The organism is Allobosea sp. RIT-PG3_2, assembly GCF_057321085.1.
The window spans coordinates 74,249-96,479 of record NZ_JBXWCA010000009.1; the positions used below are offsets into that span (position 1 = coordinate 74,249).

Here is a 22,231-nt window from a genome sequence, read left to right on the forward strand (position 1 = left end):
TCTTCATGCTTGGGCGATGGGCGAGACTATCCGACAGACTTGAGTTGGAGCTTCGCCAGGGCTGCGCGTGATAGGTTGGTCACGCTGTTCCAATCGCCCGCATCGATTCGGTCGCGGGGAGCGAGAAACCCGCCGCCGACGGCGAAGACATTTCGAAGCGAGAGGAAATCTTGCGCGTTGTCGGCGTTAATGCCGGCCGTTGGACAGAAAACCAGATCTGGATAGATCGGCTCGATGTGCTTCAGCCAGCCGGTGCCACCAACGAATTCGGCTGGAAACATCTTGAGCTCGTAAAATCCGGCCTCGCGCACCCAAAGCGCTTCGCTGGCGGTGCCAATGCCAGGAATGAAAGGAAGCCCGGTCTTCCGCGCCGCCTCGAAAAGAGCGGGGCTGAATGCGGGTCCGACGCCGAAACGTGCCCCCGCATCGACGGCCGCCGCGAACTGCTCGGGCTTTGTAATCGTTCCGGCGCCGATGATCGCCGGGCTACCGAGCCGTGCCATGCGGCGGATGACCTCGATCGCGGCCTGTGTGCGCAGCGTGACCTCCACCAGGCCGATTCCGGCTTCGACCAGTGCCTCGAGGAGCGGCTCGGCATGGTCCGCGTTCTCGACGTGGATGACGGGGATCAGGGGAGCCTTGCCGGAGGCAAGGTCGCGAAACGGATAATTCGACATTGGCAAGGCCTCTCTGGGACAGGAATTTATGAGCGCCGCATGCGGCTCTTTGGATCGAGCGTTTCTTGCAGGCCATCGGCGAGCAGGGTCAGGCACAGAATCAGGATGGCGATCGTGGCGATTGGAAAGAGCGCGCCATAGACGGAGCGGGAAAGGTAAAGCAGCGCATTGCTGACCATTGCGCCCAGCGAAGGATCCGGCGGCTGCGTGCCGAGCCCGAGGAAGCTGAGGGAGGCCTCGGCAATCACCGCCTGAGGGGCGGCGATCGCGAACTGGACGATCAGCGGGAGGATCGCAAAGGGCAGGATGTGGCGGATGATGATGCGGGGCGTCGATGCTCCGATCGAGACAGCGGCCTCGACATGGAGCAGCCCGGTGTTCGCCAGCGTGACCGCTCTGGCGACCCGCGCAAATACGGGCAGCTCGCTCAGGGCGATGGCAATGACGATTCCGGTCGGACCCGGCCCCACGAGAAGAACGAGGGCCAGAGCAATGAAGATCGCCGGCCAGGCGATGAGCAGGTCCAGGATGCGCCCGACGAGCGCATCTACGACGCCGCGGCAATAGCCGGCGATCACACCGACTGCGGTGCCCAGGATCCCCGCCAGCGTGACGGCTGCGAGACCTGACAGCAGCGAAGGCCGCAAGCCGTAGAGGAGGCGGCTCAGAATGTCCCTGCCGAGATGATCGGTCCCGAGCGGATACTGCAAGGACGGTGGCCGCAGCCTCGCGGAGAGATGCTGAGCGTTTGGATCGTAAGGCGCGATCTGTGGTGCGAGGACTGCCAGCAGAACGATCATGCAGATGCCGATTCCGCCCACCAGGACGCGCCAGTCGAGGCGTGCTGAGCGCTTCCCGGCAACGGGAGCAGGGCGCAATTCATTGCGTGCGGCTTGCGCAGACATCAGCGCCCTCCGGCCGTGCGGATGCGGGGGTCGATGGCGCCATAGGCGATGTCGACCAGGCAGGTGCAAAGCAGAAAGACTGTCGCCGTGAAGAGCAGGGCCCCTTGTACAAGCGGATAGTCCAGGCTGGTTACGGCCTCGATGATCAGGCGGCCAAGGCCTGGATAGGAAAACACGGTCTCGGTGACGGTGGCGCCCGCGAGCAGGTTGCCGATCTGCAAGCCGGCGATCGTGACGGTCGGGATCAGCGCATTTCGCAGCGCATGAGTCAGGACGATCTTGGTGCGTGAAAGCCCTTTTGCGCGCGCCGTCGTCACATAGTCCTGCTGAAGCGCCTCGATCAGCGCGGTGCGTACATAGCGCGCCAGGACAATGACGAACGGAGTCGCCAGGGTCGCGGCCGGAAGGATCAGGAATCGCAGCGTTTCGAGCGGCGTGTTGTCCGCATTGCCGAGGCCGGATGGTGGGAGCCAACGGAACGTCACCGCAAACACGATGATCAGAAGCGTGCCCAGTGCGAAGCTGGGGAGAGAGAACGCCAGTGCCGTCAATGTCGCGATGGCCTGGTCGATCCAGCCGCCGCGATTGAGCGCGGCGGCGATGCCGAGCGCCAAACCGAAGCCGAGCCCGATCAAGGTCGCCAGGCTCGCCAACTTCAGCGTCTGGACAAAGGCATCGGCGATCGTCTCGGAGACGGGAAGGCCCGTCGAGAACGATTTGCCGAAATCCAGCCGGGCGGCATCGCCCAGCCAGATCAGGTAGCGCGCGGGCAAACTTCGATCCAGGCCGAGCCGGACGCGCTCCAGATCGACCTGTTCCGGCGTCGCCTCGGTGCCGAGCCGGATGAGTGCCGGGTCGCCCGGAGCATTCTGGATGACCGCGAAGATGACCAGCGACGCCAGAAGCAGCATCAGGACGAGCTGGCCTAGCCGCGAAAGGCAATAGTTCAGCATGACGGCGCCGGCTATGCCTTGAGCGTGGCGTTGCTCATGGCGAGGTTGGCGACGAGATCGGTCGTCGGCCCGCTGACTTTCTGCGACCAGACGAATTTGTGCGACGACGTCATGATCGAGATATTGGCGCAATCCTCGACGGTGATGCGATTCAGCTCCTGGTAGATCGTCTTCCGCTTGACCGGGTCGAGTTCGACCGCACCTTCCTTCAGCAGGGTCTCGATGGTGGGATTGACGTAGCCGAAGCGCTGATTGACGCCGCGATAGAGGCTGTTGGCGCCGAAGAAGATGGCACTGTCCATCAGGCAGCGACCCACCACCCAAGGTACGACGTCGCAGCTCTTGTCCTTGCCGGCGCCAAGATCGCGCCAACGCCCGTCGTCGACCTTCTGAATCCTGAGCGTCACGCCGATCTTCGCGAGGTCGGCCTGCCAGATTTCGGCGTAGGTCGCGAGATTGGGATTGGCGGAGGGGCTAGGGTAGTTGATCGTCAGTTTCGAGATGCCGGCTTCGTCGAGAAGCTTCTTGGCCTTCGCGAGGTCGAAGCGGTACGCGTCGACGAGCTCGGACACATAGCCTGTGGCGACAGGATCGTAGAACGGGCTCGAAACAGGTTTCTCGAACCCGAAATGCGCGGCTTCAGCGAATGCCTGCCGGTTCATCGAATAGGACAGGGCTTGCCGCACCGCGAGCTTGTCGAAGGGCGGCTTGGAGACGTTGACCATCAACAACCAGATGCTGTTCGGAACCTGCTCGATCCGAAAATTCTTGTCGGCCTTGACCGAATCCAGGTCGGCATCGTTGCTGCTCAGCACGCCCTGGACCTGCCCGGAGATCACGTTGTTGAGGACGCTGGATCCCTGCGCATAGAGGTTGAATCGGAAGGTCCCGACCTTGGGCGCGTCCGGCAGGTGATATTTGGGATTGGCTACGAAGGTGGCGTAGCGGCCCGCGACATGCTCGGTCATGCGGAACGGGCCGGTGCCGATCGGGAGCGAGCGCATGAAGGTCGTGTCGTCGGGATTTTCCAGACGAACCGCGTAGAAGTAGTTCAGCAAGTCGAGCCCATAGGGTACCGGGCTGGAGAACGTGACCACGACCGTCGACGCGTCCGGCGCGGTGATCGCCTTCACCGGCGCAAAGACGGCCTTCACCTTCTGCACGCCCTGGTCACCCGCGAGCGCCGGACTGGACAGGTAGCCGAACATGTCGACGAAGTCCTGGGCGGCGAGCGGCTTTCCGTCGTGCCAGACGACATTGGGGCGCAGCTTGAACGTGATCGAAGTACTGTCGGGCGCGACGATCCAGGATTCGGCCAGATCCGCGACGAGCTGCCCCTTGGCGTCCTTGTAAGCCAGGCGCGAGAAAATCTGGTTCGACGTCGAAAACTGGGTGAAGACCTGGGCCCACGGGTTAAACGTCGAGAAGGCGCCGGGCTCGCCATATTCGATCTTGGCGGCCGGCTGAGCCGCCGCCCCGGGTAGCCGGAATGCATTGGCGCCGGCTACCACCGCTGATGCGGCAAGGAGCTTGCGGCGGGTCAGGCTGCGGGCATTGCGTTCGCCAGATGTCGACATCGTTCCCTCCTCAGCAGCGGATCGTTGAGCGTCCGCGAATGGTATGAACTCGCCACTCACCGAAGCGCCGGGTGCGCCTCGTTGGCCGTCATATTCTCATACCATATTACTGATTTGAGTTGGCGCGATTGTCAACGCTGAGCGTTTGCTCGGCTTCAGCCTCTAGTGGTTCTCGTGGCCGCGGATGAGATCGACGTCTGAGGTGGCGTTGCCGATCAACGTCATGGCTGCCGCATGGGCGAGCGTCGGCTTGCGTTCGAGGATGGCTCTGAGCACATCGCCGTGCTCGATGATGGCACGGGGCCGATGGTCGCCCTTCGCTGCGATCTCGAACATTTGTCGCAAGCCAAAGCTGAAGAGTTGCCCGATAGGCCAGAAAAACTCGTTGTGAGTGGCGAAATAAATCGAACGGTGGAAGGAGAGATCAGCTTCTACCCAACGACCATTGTCGCTTCCCGCGTCCACCATCGCCTGGAAATCCGCTTGGAGTTGCGCACGGTCCTCGTCGGTCGCGGCGATCGCCGCCAGCGCCGCCGCCGCCGGCTCCGTCGCGCGTCGCAGCTCGAACATCTTCTTGAGATAGGTGTCGGTATCGGTGACTTCGACGCGCCAGCGCAGGATGTCGGGGTCGAGGTGACTCCAATTCCGGGGGTCGCGGATTCGGGTGCCGCGCTTTGGACTGGAAACGAGCAGCCCCTTCGCAATCAGTGATCGAAGGGCCTCCCGCATCGCCGTGCGGCTGATGCCGAGAAGCTCGCAAAGCTGCGCCTCTGGTGGCAGAGCCTCGCCGACCCTGTAGTCGCCACGCACGATGGCCAGGCCAAGTTCGTCCGCGACCCGGTGATGCAAGCTGCGGCTCGGTGTCGCGCGGGGACGCGTCGAGGTGTCCATATGAGTGTGTGCCCTCGGTTGCGCTCTCCAGTCGAAGCGTCCGAGCCAGCATTGGCACGGGCTCTCTCCGTTGACAATAACTCTCATATGGTATGAGAAATACAAGCTTTCAGACGTTCGGTCCGCAAGGCCGTCGCACATAGGGCGAGGAAAACAAGATGTATGACGTCTCGGGAAAAGTCGCGCTGGTTACGGGAGGCACGAGGGGCATTGGCCTCGGAATCGCCGAGCACCTGCTTTCAGCCGGGGCGAATGTCGTGTTGAACGGCCGGACAGAAACCGCCGAGGCGGCTGCATTGTGCGAGCGATACGGGCGTGGGCGCGTCGCCATCGAACTCGGCGATGTTGCCGATGCGACGGTCTGCGGATCGCTGGTCGCCGCGACGGCGGCGCAATTCGGCGCGCTCCATGTTCTCGTCCATTCAGCCGGCGGCCCGGCCCCGGGAAAGATCGTCGACGTCACGGACGAGGTCTGGATGAATGCCTTCGCCATCCACGTCCATCCCGTGTTTCACTTGTTCCGCGCCGCGCATGCGCATTTGGCGAAAGAGGGCGGGGCGATTCTGTTGATCTCATCCGTCGCCGGCCTGCGCGGTTGCCCTGGGACGGTAGCCTATCAAACGGTGAAGGGCGCCCTGATCCCGCTGGCGAAGGCTCTGGCCTTCGACCATGGCCATGAGAACATTCGGGTCAATCTACTGACGCCGGGTATCATCCGCACGCGCTTCCATGCTGCGATGACGCCGGAAGCCAAGGCGCATAATCTGGATAAGCGGATCCCGCTGCGCCGCGAAGGCTCGGTCGACGACGTTGCCGAAGCCGCCATGCAGATGATCCAGAACGAGTTCATCACGGGCGAGTACCTCACCGTCGACGGCGGCATGTCGATGCGTGTCACTGGTTGACGCGCCGATGACGGACGGGGCGGGGCCATTGTCGGCATCGGTTCATGCGACTGGCTTTCGTCTCCCTTCTCGGCTGTGGAGGTATCTGTGGTCCCGAGGGCTGCAGGTGCCGCTCCGGACGGTCTTCCTCAGCTTAAGCCCAGGCGTGATGCGATAGAGGCTTGCTTGTGGCGTCTCCCGGCACTCGGATCGGCCGGGCAGCGCGGTTCTCCGGAATTCGTTCCCGGTGGATGCGAATTGAGGCGCGCGCGGTGATCGCGCAATGACTATGTCGATTGCGCGCGGCTTCGCCCGTTTCATGCGCGAGATCGCGGCCCCAGCGCGAAGCGGATAGCCCGATTGATCGCCACGGGTAACACCGACATATGGGTCTCACCCTCGAAGGTGACGAATTCGGCCGTGAGCCCCGGCAGGCAGGCAAGCTTCTCGGCCGTCGCGCGGGCGTTGTCGTTCACTCGGCTTTCGCCATAGCGCCTGATCCGCTTGACGCGGTCCGCGTGGTTCGTCTGGAACGGCGCCGGATTCTGCTCGAACTCGCCGGCTGCCAGCAGGACCCGAGTTTGCAGCCCGGGATCGCGCTCCTGCATGAAGCGCTCGGCGCTTCGCAGGACCACCGAATCTTCCCACCAGATCGCCGGGCTGATCGCTATCCAGTTCGCGAAGGCCTGCGGCCGGTTGAACAGGGCGTGGAGCACGAACAGGCCGCCGAAAGAATGGCCGAAGATGGACTGGCGCGCGCCGTCGACCTGCAGCCGGGCGGCGATCGCCGGCTTCAACTCGTCCTCGATGAAGGCGAGGAAGATGTCGGCGCCCCCGGTGCGGACATCCGGCCCGTTCTGCGTATGGGGCGGATAGGTACGACCGGGCGGCGGCCCCATGTCCCAGGAGCGGCGCACGCTGTCGTAGGCCTTGGGCGTGGGGTAGCCGATGCCGACGATGGCTGCGCCGGCGATGCCGGTCGCAGCCGTGTAGGCGCTCTGGACGCGCAGCGCCTCGACGGCGGTGCCGATCACCGCATTGGCGTCCAGCAGATAGAGCACCGGCCAGCCGCGCTCGGGCGCAGGCTGGGGCGGGATGTGCAGGAAGATCCGATAGGGCTCGCCCCCGGCATGCGGGGCGAGGTCGAACTGCACGGTTTCCGGGAGCGGCGCGGGCGTGTCGGGCATGGTCGTCAGCTGTCGGGTGGTCATCGCCTGGCAAGCAGCCACATCAAAGCAGGCCCGCCGATCAGGGTGGCGATCAGGCCGGCCGGCATCTGCCAGGGAAAGGCGATCATCCGCCCCAGCCAGTCGGCGCTCACCATGATCAGCCCGCCGAGCAGCGCCGCCCCGGCGAGCTGCGGCAAGGCGCGCTGCAGGCCGAGCCGTGCGGCGAGATGCGGCGCCATCAGGCCGACGAAGGTGAGCGGCCCGACGATCAGCGTCGCCGCCGCCGTGAGTGCCGCGCTCAGGCTCAGCAGAATCAGGCGCGTGCGTCGCAGGTCGAGGCCGAGCGCCTGGCCGGTCGCATCGCCGAGCGGCATCAGCTCGAGCCAGCGGGCACAGAGCGGTGCAGTGGCCAGTAGGGTCAGTGCACAGGCGGCGCACCAGGCGGCCTGGGCGGCGTCTACCTGATAGGTCGAGCCGGTCATCCAGGTCAGCAGCAGCATGCCGCGCGGGTCGCCGCTGGCGATCAGCGCGCCGACCAGCGCATCGAAGAGCGCGCCGAGCGCGATGCCGGCGAGCAGGACCCGCTCGGGCGTGAAGCCGGTACGCCGGCCGAGCAGCACGATCAGGCCCAGCACCGCGAAGGCGCCGAGGCAAGCCGCGGCGAGCTGCAGCTCGCGACCGGCGGCGGTGACGGAGAACAGGGCGACGATCAGGCCGAGCGCCGCGCCGGCGCTGACGCCGAGCACCTCGGGGCTCGCCATCGGGTTGCGCGTCAGCCTTTGCAGGATTCCGCCGGCCACGGCCAGCATCGCCCCGGCCGCGAGCGCCGCCACGGCGCGCGGCGCCCGCCAGGGCATGAGGCCCGCCAGCTCGTCCGCCCCGGCCAACGCCCAGTCGCCCTCAGGCGTGCGCCCCAGCAGAAGCGAGCCGCCGAGTGCGAGCGCAAGAACAAGCACGATCACTGCCAGGGCGATGCCGGGGCGGCGCAGGCGATGGACACCAGCGTCGCCGCCATCGCTGCGTGGCGGTGGCGGCGTCATGCGCAGGCGCGGCAGCAGCCACAATAGCAGCGGCGAGCCGAACAGCGCGGTGACCGCGCCGGTCGGCAGCAGGCCGCCGGACACCCCGCCACTGCGCTGCACGAGCTGGTCGGTGAGCCAGAGCAGGCCGGCGCCGAGGGCCGGTGCCCAGAGGAGTTGGTCGCGCAGGCGCCGTGCCCCGGCAAGCCGGGCCAGCGCCGGTGCCACCAGGCCGATGAAGCCGATCACGCCGACGGCGCTCACCACGAAAGCCGTCAGCGCCACGGCCAGCGACAGGGCCGCGAGCCGGGCGCCATGCAGCGAGAGGCCGAGGCTCTGCGCGCCCGCCTCCTCCAGCGAGAGCAGAGTCAGCGGACGCAGCATCAGCCCCACGAGCGCCGCAACGACGAGAAGCTGCGCCGCCAGCGTGAGCGCGGTCTCCCAGCCTTGCTGGCTGAGCGAGCCGCTGCCCCAGATGAACAGGCCGGTGAGATAATGTTCCTTGAACAGCACCAGCGCCGCGGCGACGGCGCCGCAATAGAGGCCGAGGATCAGGCCCGCCAGCACCACGGCGAGCGGGGCGAGGCCCTTGCGCCAGGCCAGCGCGAAGACGATTCCGATCGCAGCCGCCCCGCCGCCGAGCGCGATCCATTCGCGCCCGAAGGCGAGCAGGCCGGGCGCCCAGAGCGTCGCCAGCGCCAGCGCCAGCTTCGCCCCGGCGGAGACGCCGAGCGTGGCGGGCGAGGCGAGCGGGTTGCGCAGCACCTGCTGGAACACCGTCCCGGCCAGCGCGAGCGCCGCGCCGCACAGGATGCTGACCACGAGCCGCGGCAGCAGGCTGTGATGCACCAGCATCTGCCGCATATCGGCTGGATCGGGCGCGAGCGCGGCGCGCGGCCAGAGCGATGCCGGCAGGCGCTCTGACAAGGCGAGCAGGGAGAGCGCGGCGGCAGCGGCCGCGAGCCCGCCGGCCAACATCCAGGGCCTCAGCCGTTCAGCCTTCGCGAGAGTCATGGTCACGTCAGCCATCGGCTTTCTCTCCGCCCAATGCCTCGCTGACGAGGCGAGCAAAGCGCATGGCCGAGGGCAGGGCGCCGAACATCAGCACCGGAGCGAGGCCGTGCACCCGCCCGGCCTTGACGAAGGAAAGGTTGGTCCAGAGCGGATTCTTCGCCAAAGCGTCCAGTACACCGGGCGGCACCGGATCGAGATAGATCAGGCTGGCCTCGCCGGCCTGTTCGAGCGCCTCGATGCCGACCGTGCTAAACCCCCAGAAATTGGTCTGTCCTTGCCAGACGTTGCGCAGCCCGATCCGGTCGAGAACGTCCTGGAAGAGGCTTTTTCTACCGTAGATCCGGACATGCCGGCCATCCATGAAATTGACCAGATAGACCGGCCGATCCTCCTTGCCGCGCAGGCGCTGCCGGGCCGCCGCGAAGGTAGCTTCGACCTCGCCGGCCAGTGTCTCGAAGCCGGCGTCCCGGCCCGTCAGCGCAGCCAGGCGTCGCGCAGCGGCCTCGGCCAGGGCGAGCGGGCGGCCTTCCGGCACATAGATCGGAAAGGTCAGGACCGGAGCGATCTGCTGCAGACGATGCGCGATTCCAGCGAGATAGGGCGTCGCCAGGATGGCGTCGGGCTGGAGCTGCTGCAGCAACTCCAGATTGGGTTCGCGGCTGGAGCCGAGATTGACGACGCCTGCGGGCAGAGGCGGCTCGACGACCCATTTGCTCCAGTCCTGAGCACCGACCAGCGCCAGCGGCGGCTGGCCGAGCGCGATCAGCGTCTCGGCCAGGCCGTAGTCGAGTGCCGCGATGCGCCGCAACGGCCCGGTGCTTGCGGTCTCGGCCGCAGCAGCCGGCGCGGCCATGGTCGCAAGCAGGCCGCCGACGAGCGTGCGCCTGTCGATCAGTCGATGCAGGGTTTCAGGCATCGCCGGCCAGAGAGGCGCCAGCGGCCTTCTGCCGCGGGCCGCCCATGCTCGCCCAGGTGACGACGGGCTCGGGCAGATCGAGATCGAAATGCGCCCGGCCGAGCAGCGCGTTGACGATGACGGCGCTGCGCCAGGCCATCAGGCTGAGTTGCGGCTCGGCGATGCCGTGGCTGTGCTTGCCGGCATTGAGGGCGAAGATGCGGTTCTGACGCGGCCCGTTCCAGCCCAGGCTGAAATCATGGGCGAGTTGGAAATTGCCCTTGCGGTCGCAGGCGATGCGTTCACGCAGGGGCGCCAGCAATTCCGGTATTTGGAATGCATAGCCTGTCGCCAGCACCACGGCGTCGGCATGCACGATCTCGATGCCGCCATCGAAACCGTTGCGCATGATCAGCCGGTATTCCTGCTTCTGACGGTCCATCTGGATCACCTCGCGATGAGGCAGCAAGGCCGTCTGCGTCGGGCTCCGCTCGAGATGGCGCAAGGCATAGAGCCGGCGGTAGATCGCGAGCAGTGTCGAGGGCGAGGCGCCGTCGCCGGCGAGCTTCTGCCGCGTCAGGGAGGCGTGCCGGCGCTCTTCGCCGATCTCGCGGAAATTCGCGACATAGTCGGGCGTGAACAGCTCGTTGGCGAAGGGCGTGGCGTCGAGCGGCTCGAAATTGGCGCGCCGGCTGATCCAACTCAACTCCTCTCCCGGCTGGCGGCGTGACAGCAGATCGAGGAAGATTTCCGCGCCGCTCTGGCCGCCGCCGACCACGACGACGCGCCGGGCCGCGAGCGAGGGCAGCCGCCTCATCGCCTCGCTGGCATGGAAGCAGGTCTCGCCTAGCGCCGGCCCGGCCCAGGCGGGAACATGGGGCGTGAGACCGATCCCGAGCGCGACATTGCGGGCCCGGCGCACACCCTGGTCGAAACGCAGCACAAAGGCGTCGCGCTCGAAATCGAGCTCGCGCACCGGCGTGCCGAAGGCGAGATTGTCCAGCCCGCCCGCGGCCCAGGCGAGGTAGTTGGCGAATTCCTGCCGCGGGATCGCGTCGAATTCGGCATTCATGAAGCTGTAGAAGCGCTTATGCGCGACCAGATAGGACAGGAACGACCAGGGGCTGGTCGGGTTGGTGGCGGTGACCAGGTCCTTGAGGAACGAGGTCTGCAGTTCGGCGCCGGGCAGCATCATGCCGGGATGCCAGGAAAACGCGGGGCGCTGCTCGTAGAAGCGCGCCTCGATCTCCTGGACCGAGTCGAGCTGGGCGGCGAGGCTGAGGTTGAACGGGCCGACGCCGACGCCGGCAAGGTCGAGAATCCCGTCACTCATCGGTGCACTCATGTGATTCCTGGCTCCATCCGATTGGGTTCAGAAAATGCGTGTCGGCGGCCGGCTACTCGGCCGCCTGGCGCAGGCGGCCATAGGCCTCGTCCAGCTTGCGGGCGAAGCGGTTGTGGAAAGCCGGCGCGCCGATGATGTGGAGATGGGTCGTGCCCTCGATGATCTCGGCCGGCGCCGCCTGGCGCGACAGGTGGCGCCAATCGATCAGGTTGAGGCCGCGATTGAGCGAATCCGCCGCGGCCCAGGGCTGGATCGGGCAGTCATGCGGCAGCATCCGGTGCTGGCGGAAGATCAGCGCATTGTCGATCAGCACCCAGAAGGTGTGCTCACGGCTGCCGATATCCGGCCCGTCGCTGGGCAATCCATCCTCGCTGTTGCCGACGAAGCGCAGGAACTGGTCATAGGCTTGCGCATCCATGGACCCCAGCAGGTCGTGCCATAACGCCCGCATCGGCGTGCGCTCCAGCCACGCCTGGACGCGCTGGTCCAGCGCATCGCGCTCGCCGGGGGTGAAGCGCGGCACGGCGCCGATGGCGAAGTCGGTGTCCATGTCGCAGACGTCGATCATGCCGATCAGGCGCAGGTCGATCTCGTCCTTGAGCATGCGCGCGGCCTCGTAGGCGAGGAGCCCGCCCCAGGACCAGCCCAGGAAGAAGCAGGGCTCGCCCTTGCTGCGGCTGCGGATGAGCTCGGCATAGCGCGCCGTGATCTCGGTGACGGACGGCTCCCGCTTCTTGTCTTCGGCAAGCGAGTAGCAGATGAAGCCGGTCGCCGGTTGGTCCGGGCCGAGATGGTCGATCAGCTTGATGTATTCGCGCGTGCTGACCAGCAGGCCGGGGAAGCAGTAGAGCATCGGCCGCGTGCCGCCGCCGCGCAGATGGATAACTTGGCCGCCGCCCGCGTGCCGGCCGGCTGCCAGCGCCGCCGCCAGGCTGCGGACGGTCTGGTTGTTGAAGAGATCGGCGATAACCACGCTCGCATCGGGCTTCAGCTGCTTGATGCGCCCGAGGATGCGCAGCGCCGCCATCGAGTTGCCGCCGATCTCGAAGAAGTTCTGGGTGACGCCGATGGCCGGCAGGCCGAGCACCTCCTGCCAGATCGCGCAGAGCCCCGCCTCCAGCTCGCTTTCGGGCGGCACGATCTCGACGGGCGCCAGCGCCGGAGCCGGCAGGGCTGCGCGGTCGAGCTTGCTGTTGGCGTTGAGCGGCATCCTGTCGAGCACGACGATCGCCGCCGGCACCATTGAGTCCGGCAATTGCCGGCCGATCGCCCGGCGCAGTTCCGCGCCGTCGAGCCGGGTTCCTGGCGCCGGGACGGCGTAGCCGACGAGCGCGGCCTGGCCGTTGTCATGGCGTAGCAGCACCGCGCATTCGCTGACGCCCGGCAAGGTGCGCAGCGTCGCCTCGATCTCGCCGGGCTCGATCCGGAAGCCGCGCAGCTTGATCTGATGGTCGACGCGGCCGACGAACTCGACGGTTCCGTCCTCGCGCCAGCGCGCCAGGTCGCCGGATCGATAGAGCCGCCCGCCCGCCGGATCGAACGGATCGGGCACGAAGCGTTCGGCCGTGGCGGCGCTGCGCCCGACATAGCCGCGCGCCACGCCGTCGCCGCCGAGAAAGAGCTCGCCGGTGACGCCGATCGGCACCGGGTTGAGGTCGGGATCGAGCACATAGATCCGCCGCCGGCCCACGGCCCGGCCGATCGGGGCGTACATGCCCTCGAAGCCGGTGCCGGAGCGCACCTTCCACACCATCGGGGTCATGATCGTCTCGGTCGGCCCGTAACCGTTGATCAGCCATTCCGACTTCAGCGAGCGCGAGAACAGCTCGAAGGTCGCCTGCGCCATGCCCTCGCCGCCGAAGGAGTAGAGCCGCATCGGCGGCGGATCGCCGGTCATGTCGGCCCATTCGGCGAGCTGCTGGACATAGGTCGTCGGGAAGCTGGCATTGTTGACGCCATGGCGCCGCATCGCCGCGAAGGTCTCCTCCGGGGTCCAGAGCGGCTTGTCCGGCAAGACGATGCTGCCGCCGACCATCAGCGGCACGATCCAGCGCTCGTGCCCGCCATCCGAGGAAAAGGGCAGGAACGGCAGCTCGCGCGAGTCCGCGCTCATCTCGTAGACGCGCGCGGTGGTCTGGCAGTGCCGGGTCAGCGGCCCGTGCTCGACGGCGACGCCCTTTGGCAGGCCGGTCGAACCGGAGGTGTAGATCACATAGGCGAGCTGGCCGTCGGCGATCTCGACGCCCGGATCGTGGTCGGGGCCGTCGGCGAGGTCGATCCGGTCTAGCTCGATCACGCTGGCGTCGAGGCCGGCGGGGATCTTCCCGCGCAGGGCGCTCGTGGTGACGACGATCGAGACGCCGGCATCGCGGAAGATGTGGTCGTTGCGGCTGGCCGGATGGTCGGGCTCGATCGGGATGAACGCCGCTCCGGCCTTGAGCACGGCCAGGATGGCGCCGATCGCTTCCGGAGAGCGCCGCACCGCGACAGCGATGCAGGTCTCGCGGCCGGCGCCGGCCGCGATGAGGCGGTGGGCGAGGCGATTGACGAAGCGATCGAGCTCGCCATGGCTCCAGAGCTGCTCGCCGAAGAAGATCGCCGGTGCCTGCGGCCGGTCGCGGCCATGATCGGCGATCAGGGCGTGGACCGGGCGCGGGTCGTCCGCCTCCTCGTCGTCATAGGGCGTCGACAGCCTGGTCAGCTCTTCGGGGCCGACCAGCGCGATGTCCCGCAGCAGCACGTCCGGATCGGAGCCGATCGCCTGCACGATGCGCCTGTAATGGCCGAGCGCACGGGCGATGAGGCGTTTGTCATAGAGATCCCCGGCGAAGTTGAGGGTCGCCGCGAGGCCGCCATCGGCGGTTTGCGTCGTGGTCAGCACCAGATTGGCGTCCATGCGCGAATCAGGCCGATCGACGCAGGCGATGCTCAACCCGCCGGGGAGCGTCGCCGTGCCGGGAGGCGCGAGGCGATGGGCGTGGATGGCCTGGAGGAAGCCGCTGCCGTTCTCCTCGTTGTTCTGCCAGAATTCCTGGGCGAGCTGCTCGAAGGGCAGGTGGTGCGCCTGTGCCGCGTCCCGCGCGGCAGCGACCCGCGCCACCGCCGCCCGGAACGAAAGCCCGGTCGAGAGCAGCGTCCTCACCGGCAGCACATCCTCGATCCGCCCGACGAGGCCCTCCCGCCCGTCGCCGCGCCGGTCGAGCACGCTGCCGAATTTCACATGATACTGCCCGCCATAGCGGCCGAGCAGGACGTTGAAGGCCGCAAGCAGCACGATGGATAGCGGCTGCCCGAGCGCTTCCGCCGCCTCGGTGGCCCTGCGGCTCTCAGCCGCGTCGAAGGCGAGCGTGATTTCGCCGCGTTCGCCGCTCGGCACCGGGTCCTGGCGAAAGACGGTCGGCAGGCCGGCATTGCCGTGCTCTTCGGCGAGCAGGCCGTGCCAGAAGGCGAAGGCTTCGGTCTGATCGGTCTGCGGCTGGAGCCAGGGCAGCAAAAGGCCGGAGGCGTCGACCGGCCGGTCCGCCTCGCCGGCGACGACGGCGCGATAGGCGTTCCCGAGATCGCGCGCCAGCACCGATAGCGATGCCGCATCGCAGATGATCGGATGCAGGCGCAAGATGAGCCGATGCGCCGTAGCGGAGAGGCTCACCAGCCGGGCTCGCGACGGCAGGTCGATATCGAGATTGAAGGGCGTGTCCTCGGCGAGCAGCCGCTCCAGTTTGGCGTCGCGGGCGTCGGGCGCCAGCTTGCTGAGATCGGACAGGGAGAAGGGGATGTTCGCCGTTTCGTCCGGGCTCTGCTCGATGCGCCCACCGGCGAACTGCCGAAAGCGCATGCGCAAGGCGGGGTGGCGTCGCACCAGGCGGGCGAGCGCCTCGCGCAGCGCGCCCGCATCGAGCGGGCCGGTGAGCGCAAGGTCGAGCACCGGTCGCCCGGCCATACGGTCGTTGCCGATCTGCGCCATCGACCAGATGCGGCGCTGCGCCGGGGTCAGCGGGTGCCCGAGCGGCTGCGGGCCGCCATGGGACTCAGCGACGCTCATGACCGGCCTCCCGCAGCGAAAGCGGCCGCTGGTCCAGCCAGATCGCGCCGACACGGTCCAGGCAGGCCTGGCGCGCGCCGCAAAAGCCCGTGGCCGTCCAGCCGGCCGGAATGGCGCGACCCGATGGCCAGAGCGAATGACGCCCCTGCCGGTCGATCACGACCTCGTGGCTGTCGTCGTCCTGAGTCATCGCCGCCTCCGATCCGGTTCCAGCTTTGAGACGGACGGCGGCGCAGCAAATTTAGTGCGACCGCGAGATGATTCTTTCGGCGCCTCCGCCGGAGGGGACTAAATCCCGGCCGCTCCCGCCCGTCTGTCGAGTGAGGGCCCGCCGGTAACGACCGGCCGGCCCGCCAGGAACAGGAGCAAGGCATGATCCGGCCGCACGGCGTCCCGACAGGGCAGGGCGCATCCGAGCAACCCGTATTCCGGTCCCTCTGTGCCGGCGCAGAACCCCTGCTGATCCAGTCGGACGAGAAGGGGCTGAGCGTCAGACGGGGCGAGACCGTGATCGCCGATCTGCCGCACAGCCGGCGCGATCAGGCCACGCTGCTGCTGGACACTCGGCAATTCGGCGAGGGCGTCGACCCCGCCGATATCGTTGCAGCGGCCTGCGAGGCCCTGTTGGGCTGGGATCCGCAGGTCTCGCGCATCGTTCTGGAGCCGGAACCGGCTTCGTCTCTCGGTCGCAGACTCGTCGCCTCCGGTCTTGCGGTCAGGGAGGCGCAGGGCCTTGTGGTCTCGCCGGATCTGCTCTGGCAGCAGCCGCGGCTCTGGCTGGCGCAGCCGGACAAGGGCGCCTATCCGCAGCGCCTCGTTCTGGAGGGCGGCATCAGGCATCCGCTGCGCGCCCCGAAGCCCGAGGGGCTCGTCTATGCCCGCTTCATCCCCTGGCTCGGCCGCACCGTCTCCTTCCACGTCGCCGCGCCGGACCGGCATTTGGAGGTGTTCAACCGCTGGATGAACGATCCGCGCGTCGCGGAGATCTGGGAGGAGACAGGCGATCTCGCCAGTCACTGCGCCTATCTCGACGAGCGCCTGGCCGATCCGCATGCGCTGCCGCTGATCGGCTGCTTCGACGAGAGCCCCTTCGGCTATTTCGAGCTGTATTGGGCCAAGGAGAACCGGCTCGGGCCGCATTACGAGGCGCAGGACTATGATCGCGGGTGGCATGTCCTCGTCGGCGAGGACGCCTTCCGCGGCAAGGCCTGGCTGACCGCCTGGCTGCCTTCGCTGATGCATTTCATGTTTCTCGACGATCCGCGCACGCAGCGCATCGTCGGCGAGCCCAAGGCGAGCCATGCCCAGCAAATCCGCAATCTCGATCGCTCCGGCTTCGCCAAGGTCAAGCATGTCGATTTCGCGCATAAGCGCGCCCTGCTGGTGATGCTGCTGCGCGAGCGCTTCTTCGGCGACCGGCTCTGGCAACCGGCTGCCGAAGCCGAGATACCCCAGTCGCAGGCGACGACCGCGCCGGCGCTCAAGGCCGTCTCCGCGTGAGCGGCGGATGCGCCGAGGCGGAGCCGCGGGCGCTGCGGCGCTTCGCCCGCCCGCTCGACCTCGCCGACCCCGATCTGAAGCGGCTGATCCTCCGGGTGGCGCTGCCCTCGGTCGTGGGGCTGTCGATCAATGCGCTGCACCACGTCGTCAATGCCGGCTTCGTCGGCCTGCTCGGTGCGGAAGCTTTGGCCGCGATCAGCGTGGCGATCCCGATCTTCGCGCTGGTCGCCGCGCTCGGACACGGGCTCGGCGTCGGTGCCGCCGCCACGATCGGCCGCTTGCTCGGGGCCGGAGACGAAGCCGGCGCCGGGCGCGTCGCGAGCGCGGTGCTCGGCTGCGCCGTCCTGCTAGGCCTCGGCTGCAGCCTCGTCCTTCTCCTCGGCAGGGTGCCTATCCTTGCTTTCTTCGGCGCCGGCCCGGCGATGATGCCGCTGGCGGAGGCCTATCTCGGCCTGCTCGGTTTCGGCTGCGTGCTGCTGTTGTTGCAGATCGGCTGTGATTTCATCGCCATCGCCGAGGGCAACAGCCGTTTCAGCATGTGGACGCTGCTTGGCGGCTTCACGCTCAACATCCTGCTCGATCCACTGCTGATCTTCTGGCTGGAGCTCGGGATCGCCGGAGCGGCCTTGGCCACCATCCTGTCGCAGCTCGCGGCGCTCGCCGCCTATGCCATCTATTTCAGCCGCGGCTGGGGCGTGGTGCCGGTACGCGCACCGTCTCTCCGGCCGAGGCTGGAAATCTTGCGGCCGGTGCTCGCCGTCGGCGTTCCCGCGACCTTGAGCAGCGCGTTCTCGGCGGTTGCCGTCGCCCTGATCTATCGCGCGGCGAGCCTGCATGGCGGAGACGAGGCCGTGGCCGGCATCGGCATCGCGTTTCGCATCGTCACCCTCGGCAGCCTGCCGGTCATCGGCTTCTGCCTCGGCGCGCAGGCGGTGCTGAGCCATGCCTGGGGCGCCGGCAAGCCGCAACGCATGCTCGATGCGGCGGCCTTCATGCTGCGTATCGCGCTCGGTTTCAGCCTGGCCTACGCCGTGGTCATGCTTCTGGCCGCGGCGCCGGTCGCCGGCCTGTTCACAGAGGCAGGGCCAGCGCGCCGGATCGGGATACAGGCACTGGTCCTGTTCCATCTCGGCTTCGCCTTTGCCGGCCTGACCTATGTGCTGCTGGTGCTGCTGCAGTCACAGGGCAAGGCGCGGCTCGCGGCCTGTGTCGGCCTGGCGCCGCAGGGCTATCTGCTGCTGCCGCTGCTCGCCCTGCTGCCGCCGCGCTGGGGGCTCGCGGGCGTGATGGCGAGCCCCGCCATCGCCAGCGGCCTCGCCGCGCTGCTCGCGGCGCTGCTGCTGGCGTGGCAGTTCGCCGCCCTGCGGCGGCAAGCCGACCTGTCCCGATCCGTCCCAACGCTTCCGGCCGCTCTGGCTGCCGGCGAAGCCGCGCGAGGTGCCGCATGAACAAGCCCGTCGATCCCGCCCAGAGCCACCTCATCGAGGCCGCCTCCCTGCTCGGTGGCGGCGAAGACTACCCCTTCGCCTCGGCGGTGCCGCCGATCGTCCAGACCTCGCTCTTCACCTTCGCCAGCTATGCCGAGATGGCCGAGGTCTATGCCGGCCGCTCGCGCCAGCTGATCTATTCCCGGGGCGACAATCCGACGGTGATGGAGTTCGAGCGCCTGGTCGCGGCGCTGGAGGGGGCCGAGGCCGGCCGGGCCTTCTCCAGCGGCATGGGCGCGATCAGCGCGACCGTGCTCGCCTTCGTCTCGGCCGGAGACCGCATCGTCACCATCCGCAACGTCTACAGCGACGCCTATCGCCTGTTCGAGCTCCTGCTCTCGCGCTTCGGCGTCACCGTCGACTATGTCGACGGCGGCGATCCTGCGGCGGTCGAGGCGGCCCTGCCGGGTGCCAAGCTGCTCTATCTCGAGAGCCCGGCGTCCCTGACCTTCGAACTGCAGGACATCGCCGCGCTCGCCGCTTTGGCGCGCGCCCATGGCGTCGTCACGGCAATCGACAATTCCTGGGCGACGCCGTTGTTTCAGAAGCCGATCGCCCACGGCATCGATCTGGTAATCCATGCGGCCTCGAAATATCTCGGCGGCCACAGCGACACCGTGGCCGGCGTCGTCGTCGGTTCCGCCGAGCACATCGCGCGGATCAATGCGCAGACCTATGCCTATCTCGGCGCCAAGCTCTCGCCCTTCGAGGCCTGGCTGCTGCTGCGCGGGCTGCGCAGCCTGCCGCTGCGCATGCCCCGGCACATGGCGGGCGGGCTCGCCATTGCCGAGCGGCTCGCGGCCCATGCCGATGTCGAGCGGGTCCGCCATCCGGCCTTTTCGGAGCATCCCGGCAAGGCGACGCTGTCGGGCTATGGCGGGCTGTTCTCCTTCGAGGTCTCCGAGGCGATCGACGTTCCCGCCTTCGTCGACGCGCTGCGGCTCATCCGCCTCGGCGTGAGCTGGGGCGGACCGGAGAGCCTGGTTGTGCCGGCACTCGCGCCCTTGCAATTGCAGAAGGCCAATTGCTTCGTCCGGTTCGGCATCAGCCCGCGCCTGGTCCGGCTCAATGTCGGGATCGAGGATGTCGAGGCGCTCTGGGCCGATCTGGAGCAGGCGCTCCTGCAAGCGCGGCGCTAGATCGGTTCTCGTGATCCAGAGCATGCTCTATGCGAAAAATCCGAGCAATTTCTTGGCGGCGCCCTCCAGCCTCACCGAGATGGATGAGCGGCCGCAGCTTTGCGAGGGGCGGATCTGGCTCGTCCGGGTCGACCAGGTCGCAACGGCCGAATGCGAGGCCTTGCTGGATCGCAGCGAGCGCGAGCGGCTCGCGCGCTTCGCCTGCCCGGTCGAGCGTCGCCGCCGCCTCGTCGCCTGGGCGCTGCGCCGCCGGGCCCTGTCCGCGATCTGCCCCGGGATCGCTCCTGCGGCCTGGCGCTTCGTGGCGGGTGCGGCCGGCAAGCCCGCGCTTGCCGCACCCTTCGCCGGGCTCGGCCTGTCGCACAATCTCAGCCATGGCGGCGCCTACGCCGCGATGATGGTGGCGTCCAGCGATTGCGGCATCGATGTCGAGCCGCTGCCGCAGGAGCTGACTGCCCTCGCCGAAATCCTGACGCCGCGGGAAGAACTGGACGTCCGCACCAATGCGCGGCCGGAACAGCGCCTCCAAATCTATTGGACCGCCAAAGAGGCGGTGCTGAAGATGCTGGGCGCCGGCTTCCCACTGCCGCCGCGCGACTTCGAGATCGCGATCGCGCCCGATGAGCGGACGGCGCGGGTCTCGAGGGTCGCGCCGTCCGCTCCTTCCGTTCCGGCCGGCCTTCAGATCAGGCTGTGGGCATTGCCGGAGGGAAATCGGCTGGCGGCGTGCAGCGCCGCCGGTGTGGTGCCGGAGCGTTTCGATGAGGGCTGGCCCTCGCCCGGCTGAGCCCGCTTCAGCCGTAGTGGGTACATGCCGGCGGCCGGATGCGGCGCCGGTGTGACGGCGCGGGGTGGCGTCGCGTCATCGAGGCGCATCCGGCAATGCTCTTGCGCCCGCCTGACCATGAAATTCACAAGCGTGGTCGAGACGCCGAGCGATGCCGCGATCGTCTTCTGCGGAACATCGTGGAAGCGGTGCAGCGCGAAGGCCAGGCGCGTGCGCTCCGGCAGCTCCTGCAGAGCCAGCATCACCTTGGCCAGCAGTTCCCGACCCTCCAGCGTGCGCAGCGGATCGTCGAATGCCGCTGCCGCCTCCTCGGCCTGAGGCAGCGGTGCGGCATGGCGCTGTTCGAGGGCGCAGCGGCGTGCGCGGTCGATGGCGAGATTGCGCACCACGCTGCAGGAAAAGCGCAAGGGACAGTCGAGCCGCAGTTCGCCGTCCATCTGGCAGGCCTTCAACGCCGCATCCTGCACCACGTCTTCAGCCAGCTCCCGGCTTTGCAGGATCCGCCTGGCGACCGAGACCAGCGTGGTCCGGTGGCAGATCATCGTGCGCAGCAGCTCATTCGCGGCCGCGCCTGTTTGCTCCGTCGACATCGTCCTTCTCCGCATCTGGCCGGACAGGTCACGGGCACCGGCAGGCCCGTCGCGACCGCTAGCCGGGCATCGGCCCTGCCTCCTGGCCGGTGCTGCTGGCGGCGGATTCGTCGCGCCGCGGCCGTGCCGTTGCGGTAAGGAACCGGGCGAGCAGGATTTCGAGGGGCCCGCTGCCGAAGCGGTTGCTCCAGGCGACGGCGAGCAAGGCGAGGATGCCAAAAAGCACGAGCGAGAGCAGGAAGACGGCCGGCAAGCCTAGCGTCGCGAACAGCCCGAAACCGTAGCCGAAGAACAGCAGGCTGCTGACGACGCCCTGCAGCAGGTAGAGCGAGAGCGACATCCGCCCGCCTGCGGCGAAGAGGTCGCGCCAGCCACCCGCACGTGCCTTCCCGAACAGCGCCAGCAGATTGGCAAGGATCACCAGGCTGAGCAGCGGCGCGAAGACCGGCCGCAGCACGAGGGCGACGAGGAAGGTGTAGCCGCTGGCCCAGTCCGCCGGCGCCAGGCACAGTGCGCCGTAGACGGCATTGCCGATCAGCGCCGGCCAGAGCAGCAGGCGCGCCGCGTCGCGGAGCACGGCGCGATGCGCGGCGGCGGACAGCATCCGGCTCCTGAAGGCGGCGATGCCGAGGCAGAAGGCGCTCGCCGTCAAAGGCATCAGCAGGATCAAGCTCATGCGCGAGAAACTCAGCCAGTCGCGCAGGCGCTGGCCGGCGATACTCATCAGGTCGCCGTCGCGGAACAGCGCGATCCGTGCCTCCTGCGAAAGGCCCGGGTTCGGCGGCACGCTCGCCAGATAAATCCCGTAGAGGCCATGGTTGATAACGGAGATGGCCCAGAGCAGGGCGGCGAGGCCGAGGATCGCGCGCGTCGACCAATTCTGCACGGGCATCAGCAGGAGCCCGATCAGCGCATAGGGAAGCAGGATGTCGGCCTCGAAGACCAGGACGGCGTCGATCAGGCCGAGCAACGCCAGGACGAGCATGCGCAGCATGAATCTGCGCCGGCCCGAGCCGGTGATCTGGCCGGCCGCGCCCATCCCGAACAGGAAGGCGAAGATCAGGATGAACTTGTTCTCGAACAACGCCTGGATCAGGAAGGCGGTCGCGGTGCCCAGATGGAAGGCGTCGGCCTGTTTCCACCAGCTTCCGGCGAAGCCGTAGGGCATGGCGAAGAAGGGCAGGTTGACGATCAGGATGCCCATCAGGGCGAGGCCCCGGAGCGCGTCGATCGCGGGGTCGCGCCGGCTCTCCGTGCCGGTTTGCCGTATCGGGTGTCCTGTCGTCTCCGCCGTCATGCTCTTGCCTCCGGACATGTGAAGAAGAGCGCCCGGCCGCGTCGCGTGCGGCCGGGCGCG

Annotated in this window: 18 protein-coding genes; 5 read left to right on the forward strand and 13 right to left on the reverse strand. The window is 67.8% G+C overall.

The window, feature by feature from the left end:
* Positions 1-26: 26 nt before the first annotated feature.
* The 5 genes from AC2FAN_RS21970 to AC2FAN_RS21990 form a co-directional block, all read right to left on the reverse strand.
* Positions 27-677 carry a bifunctional 4-hydroxy-2-oxoglutarate aldolase/2-dehydro-3-deoxy-phosphogluconate aldolase gene (locus tag AC2FAN_RS21970; protein WP_485176320.1) on the reverse strand — a complete coding sequence of 217 codons (651 nt, stop codon included), beginning with the start codon at positions 675-677 and terminating at the stop codon, positions 27-29.
* A gap of 26 nt (positions 678-703) precedes the next feature.
* On the reverse strand, positions 704-1,582 hold the full coding sequence (locus AC2FAN_RS21975; protein ID WP_485176321.1) for an ABC transporter permease: 879 nt from the start codon (positions 1,580-1,582) through the stop codon (positions 704-706).
* Positions 1,582-2,535, reverse strand: coding sequence for an ABC transporter permease (locus AC2FAN_RS21980; RefSeq protein WP_485176322.1), 954 nt, complete (start codon positions 2,533-2,535; stop codon positions 1,582-1,584). Before AC2FAN_RS21980 ends, AC2FAN_RS21975 begins: the two co-directional genes overlap by 1 nt.
* Positions 2,536-2,546: 11 nt before the next feature.
* A complete protein-coding gene (locus tag AC2FAN_RS21985; protein WP_485176323.1) occupies positions 2,547-4,112 on the reverse strand; it encodes an ABC transporter substrate-binding protein in 1,566 nt (521 codons plus the stop codon).
* 162 nt (positions 4,113-4,274) lie between these two features.
* Positions 4,275-5,003, reverse strand: a complete 729-nt coding sequence (locus AC2FAN_RS21990; protein WP_485176324.1) for a FadR/GntR family transcriptional regulator — start codon at positions 5,001-5,003, stop codon at positions 4,275-4,277.
* 158 nt (positions 5,004-5,161) lie between these two features.
* Between AC2FAN_RS21990 and AC2FAN_RS21995 the strand changes: the two genes are divergently transcribed.
* Positions 5,162-5,908: an SDR family NAD(P)-dependent oxidoreductase gene (locus AC2FAN_RS21995; protein WP_485176325.1), complete on the forward strand. Its 747-nt coding sequence runs from the start codon at positions 5,162-5,164 to the stop codon at positions 5,906-5,908.
* Between the two features lie 296 nt (positions 5,909-6,204).
* Here the strand turns inward: AC2FAN_RS21995 and AC2FAN_RS22000 are convergent, their stop codons facing one another.
* From AC2FAN_RS22000 to AC2FAN_RS22025, 6 genes are all read right to left on the reverse strand, one after another.
* Positions 6,205-7,098 carry an alpha/beta hydrolase gene (locus AC2FAN_RS22000; protein ID WP_485176326.1) on the reverse strand — a complete coding sequence of 298 codons (894 nt, stop codon included), beginning with the start codon at positions 7,096-7,098 and terminating at the stop codon, positions 6,205-6,207.
* Positions 7,095-9,104, reverse strand: a complete 2,010-nt coding sequence (fhuB, locus tag AC2FAN_RS22005) for a Fe(3+)-hydroxamate ABC transporter permease FhuB (protein WP_485176327.1) — start codon at positions 9,102-9,104, stop codon at positions 7,095-7,097. Before fhuB ends, AC2FAN_RS22000 begins: the two co-directional genes overlap by 4 nt.
* Positions 9,097-10,005, reverse strand: a complete 909-nt coding sequence (locus tag AC2FAN_RS22010; RefSeq protein ID WP_485176328.1) for an ABC transporter substrate-binding protein — start codon at positions 10,003-10,005, stop codon at positions 9,097-9,099. The genes fhuB and AC2FAN_RS22010 overlap by 8 nt, the downstream gene beginning before the upstream one ends.
* A complete protein-coding gene (locus AC2FAN_RS22015; RefSeq protein WP_485176329.1) occupies positions 9,998-11,317 on the reverse strand; it encodes a lysine N(6)-hydroxylase/L-ornithine N(5)-oxygenase family protein in 1,320 nt (439 codons plus the stop codon). The genes AC2FAN_RS22010 and AC2FAN_RS22015 overlap by 8 nt, the downstream gene beginning before the upstream one ends.
* 64 nt (positions 11,318-11,381) lie before the next feature.
* A complete protein-coding gene (locus AC2FAN_RS22020; RefSeq protein ID WP_485176330.1) occupies positions 11,382-15,371 on the reverse strand; it encodes a non-ribosomal peptide synthetase in 3,990 nt (1,329 codons plus the stop codon).
* Positions 15,358-15,561, reverse strand: coding sequence for an MbtH family protein (locus tag AC2FAN_RS22025; protein WP_485176331.1), 204 nt, complete (start codon positions 15,559-15,561; stop codon positions 15,358-15,360). Before AC2FAN_RS22025 ends, AC2FAN_RS22020 begins: the two co-directional genes overlap by 14 nt.
* Before the next feature lie 182 nt (positions 15,562-15,743).
* On the opposite strand from AC2FAN_RS22025, the gene AC2FAN_RS22030 reads away from it, so the two are divergent.
* From AC2FAN_RS22030 to AC2FAN_RS22045, 4 genes are read left to right on the forward strand one after another with little or no spacing between them, the layout of a single operon-like run.
* On the forward strand, positions 15,744-16,871 hold the full coding sequence (locus AC2FAN_RS22030; RefSeq protein ID WP_485176332.1) for a GNAT family N-acetyltransferase: 1,128 nt from the start codon (positions 15,744-15,746) through the stop codon (positions 16,869-16,871).
* Complete coding sequence (locus AC2FAN_RS22035) at positions 16,868-18,319, forward strand: MATE family efflux transporter (RefSeq protein WP_485176333.1); 1,452 nt, start codon at positions 16,868-16,870, stop codon at positions 18,317-18,319. Before AC2FAN_RS22030 ends, AC2FAN_RS22035 begins: the two co-directional genes overlap by 4 nt.
* Positions 18,316-19,497: a PLP-dependent transferase gene (locus AC2FAN_RS22040; protein ID WP_485176334.1), complete on the forward strand. Its 1,182-nt coding sequence runs from the start codon at positions 18,316-18,318 to the stop codon at positions 19,495-19,497. The genes AC2FAN_RS22035 and AC2FAN_RS22040 overlap by 4 nt, the downstream gene beginning before the upstream one ends.
* 52 nt (positions 19,498-19,549) lie before the next feature.
* Entirely contained in the window at positions 19,550-20,284 is a 735-nt protein-coding gene (locus AC2FAN_RS22045) for a 4'-phosphopantetheinyl transferase family protein (protein ID WP_485176335.1), read from the forward strand.
* On the opposite strand, the gene AC2FAN_RS22050 is transcribed toward AC2FAN_RS22045, so the two are convergent.
* Entirely contained in the window at positions 20,179-20,874 is a 696-nt protein-coding gene (locus tag AC2FAN_RS22050; protein ID WP_485176336.1) for a sigma-70 family RNA polymerase sigma factor, read from the reverse strand. The two genes, AC2FAN_RS22045 and AC2FAN_RS22050, sit on opposite strands and share 106 nt — an antisense overlap.
* A 58-nt stretch (positions 20,875-20,932) precedes the next feature.
* A complete protein-coding gene (locus AC2FAN_RS22055; RefSeq protein WP_485176337.1) occupies positions 20,933-22,171 on the reverse strand; it encodes a DUF418 domain-containing protein in 1,239 nt (412 codons plus the stop codon).
* Positions 22,172-22,231: the final 60 nt, after the last annotated feature.

What these genes read in the sequence shown, in the direction of transcription:
- AC2FAN_RS21970 (WP_485176320.1), bottom strand. Translation starts at nt 677, where the DNA reads ATGTCGAATTATCCGTTTCGCGACCTTGCCTCCGGCAAGGCTCCCCTG.
- AC2FAN_RS21975 (WP_485176321.1), bottom strand. Translation starts at nt 1,582, where the DNA reads ATGTCTGCGCAAGCCGCACGCAATGAATTGCGCCCTGCTCCCGTTGCC.
- AC2FAN_RS21980 (WP_485176322.1), bottom strand. Translation starts at nt 2,535, where the DNA reads ATGCTGAACTATTGCCTTTCGCGGCTAGGCCAGCTCGTCCTGATGCTG.
- AC2FAN_RS21985 (WP_485176323.1), bottom strand. Translation starts at nt 4,112, where the DNA reads ATGTCGACATCTGGCGAACGCAATGCCCGCAGCCTGACCCGCCGCAAG.
- AC2FAN_RS21990 (WP_485176324.1), bottom strand. Translation starts at nt 5,003, where the DNA reads ATGGACACCTCGACGCGTCCCCGCGCGACACCGAGCCGCAGCTTGCAT.
- AC2FAN_RS21995 (WP_485176325.1), top strand. Translation starts at nt 5,162, where the DNA reads ATGTATGACGTCTCGGGAAAAGTCGCGCTGGTTACGGGAGGCACGAGG.
- AC2FAN_RS22000 (WP_485176326.1), bottom strand. Translation starts at nt 7,098, where the DNA reads ATGACCACCCGACAGCTGACGACCATGCCCGACACGCCCGCGCCGCTC.
- fhuB (WP_485176327.1), bottom strand. Translation starts at nt 9,104, where the DNA reads ATGGCTGACGTGACCATGACTCTCGCGAAGGCTGAACGGCTGAGGCCC.
- AC2FAN_RS22010 (WP_485176328.1), bottom strand. Translation starts at nt 10,005, where the DNA reads ATGCCTGAAACCCTGCATCGACTGATCGACAGGCGCACGCTCGTCGGC.
- AC2FAN_RS22015 (WP_485176329.1), bottom strand. Translation starts at nt 11,317, where the DNA reads ATGAGTGACGGGATTCTCGACCTTGCCGGCGTCGGCGTCGGCCCGTTC.
- AC2FAN_RS22020 (WP_485176330.1), bottom strand. Translation starts at nt 15,371, where the DNA reads ATGAGCGTCGCTGAGTCCCATGGCGGCCCGCAGCCGCTCGGGCACCCG.
- AC2FAN_RS22025 (WP_485176331.1), bottom strand. Translation starts at nt 15,561, where the DNA reads ATGACTCAGGACGACGACAGCCACGAGGTCGTGATCGACCGGCAGGGG.
- AC2FAN_RS22030 (WP_485176332.1), top strand. Translation starts at nt 15,744, where the DNA reads ATGATCCGGCCGCACGGCGTCCCGACAGGGCAGGGCGCATCCGAGCAA.
- AC2FAN_RS22040 (WP_485176334.1), top strand. Translation starts at nt 18,316, where the DNA reads ATGAACAAGCCCGTCGATCCCGCCCAGAGCCACCTCATCGAGGCCGCC.
- AC2FAN_RS22050 (WP_485176336.1), bottom strand. Translation starts at nt 20,874, where the DNA reads ATGTCGACGGAGCAAACAGGCGCGGCCGCGAATGAGCTGCTGCGCACG.
- AC2FAN_RS22055 (WP_485176337.1), bottom strand. Translation starts at nt 22,171, where the DNA reads ATGACGGCGGAGACGACAGGACACCCGATACGGCAAACCGGCACGGAG.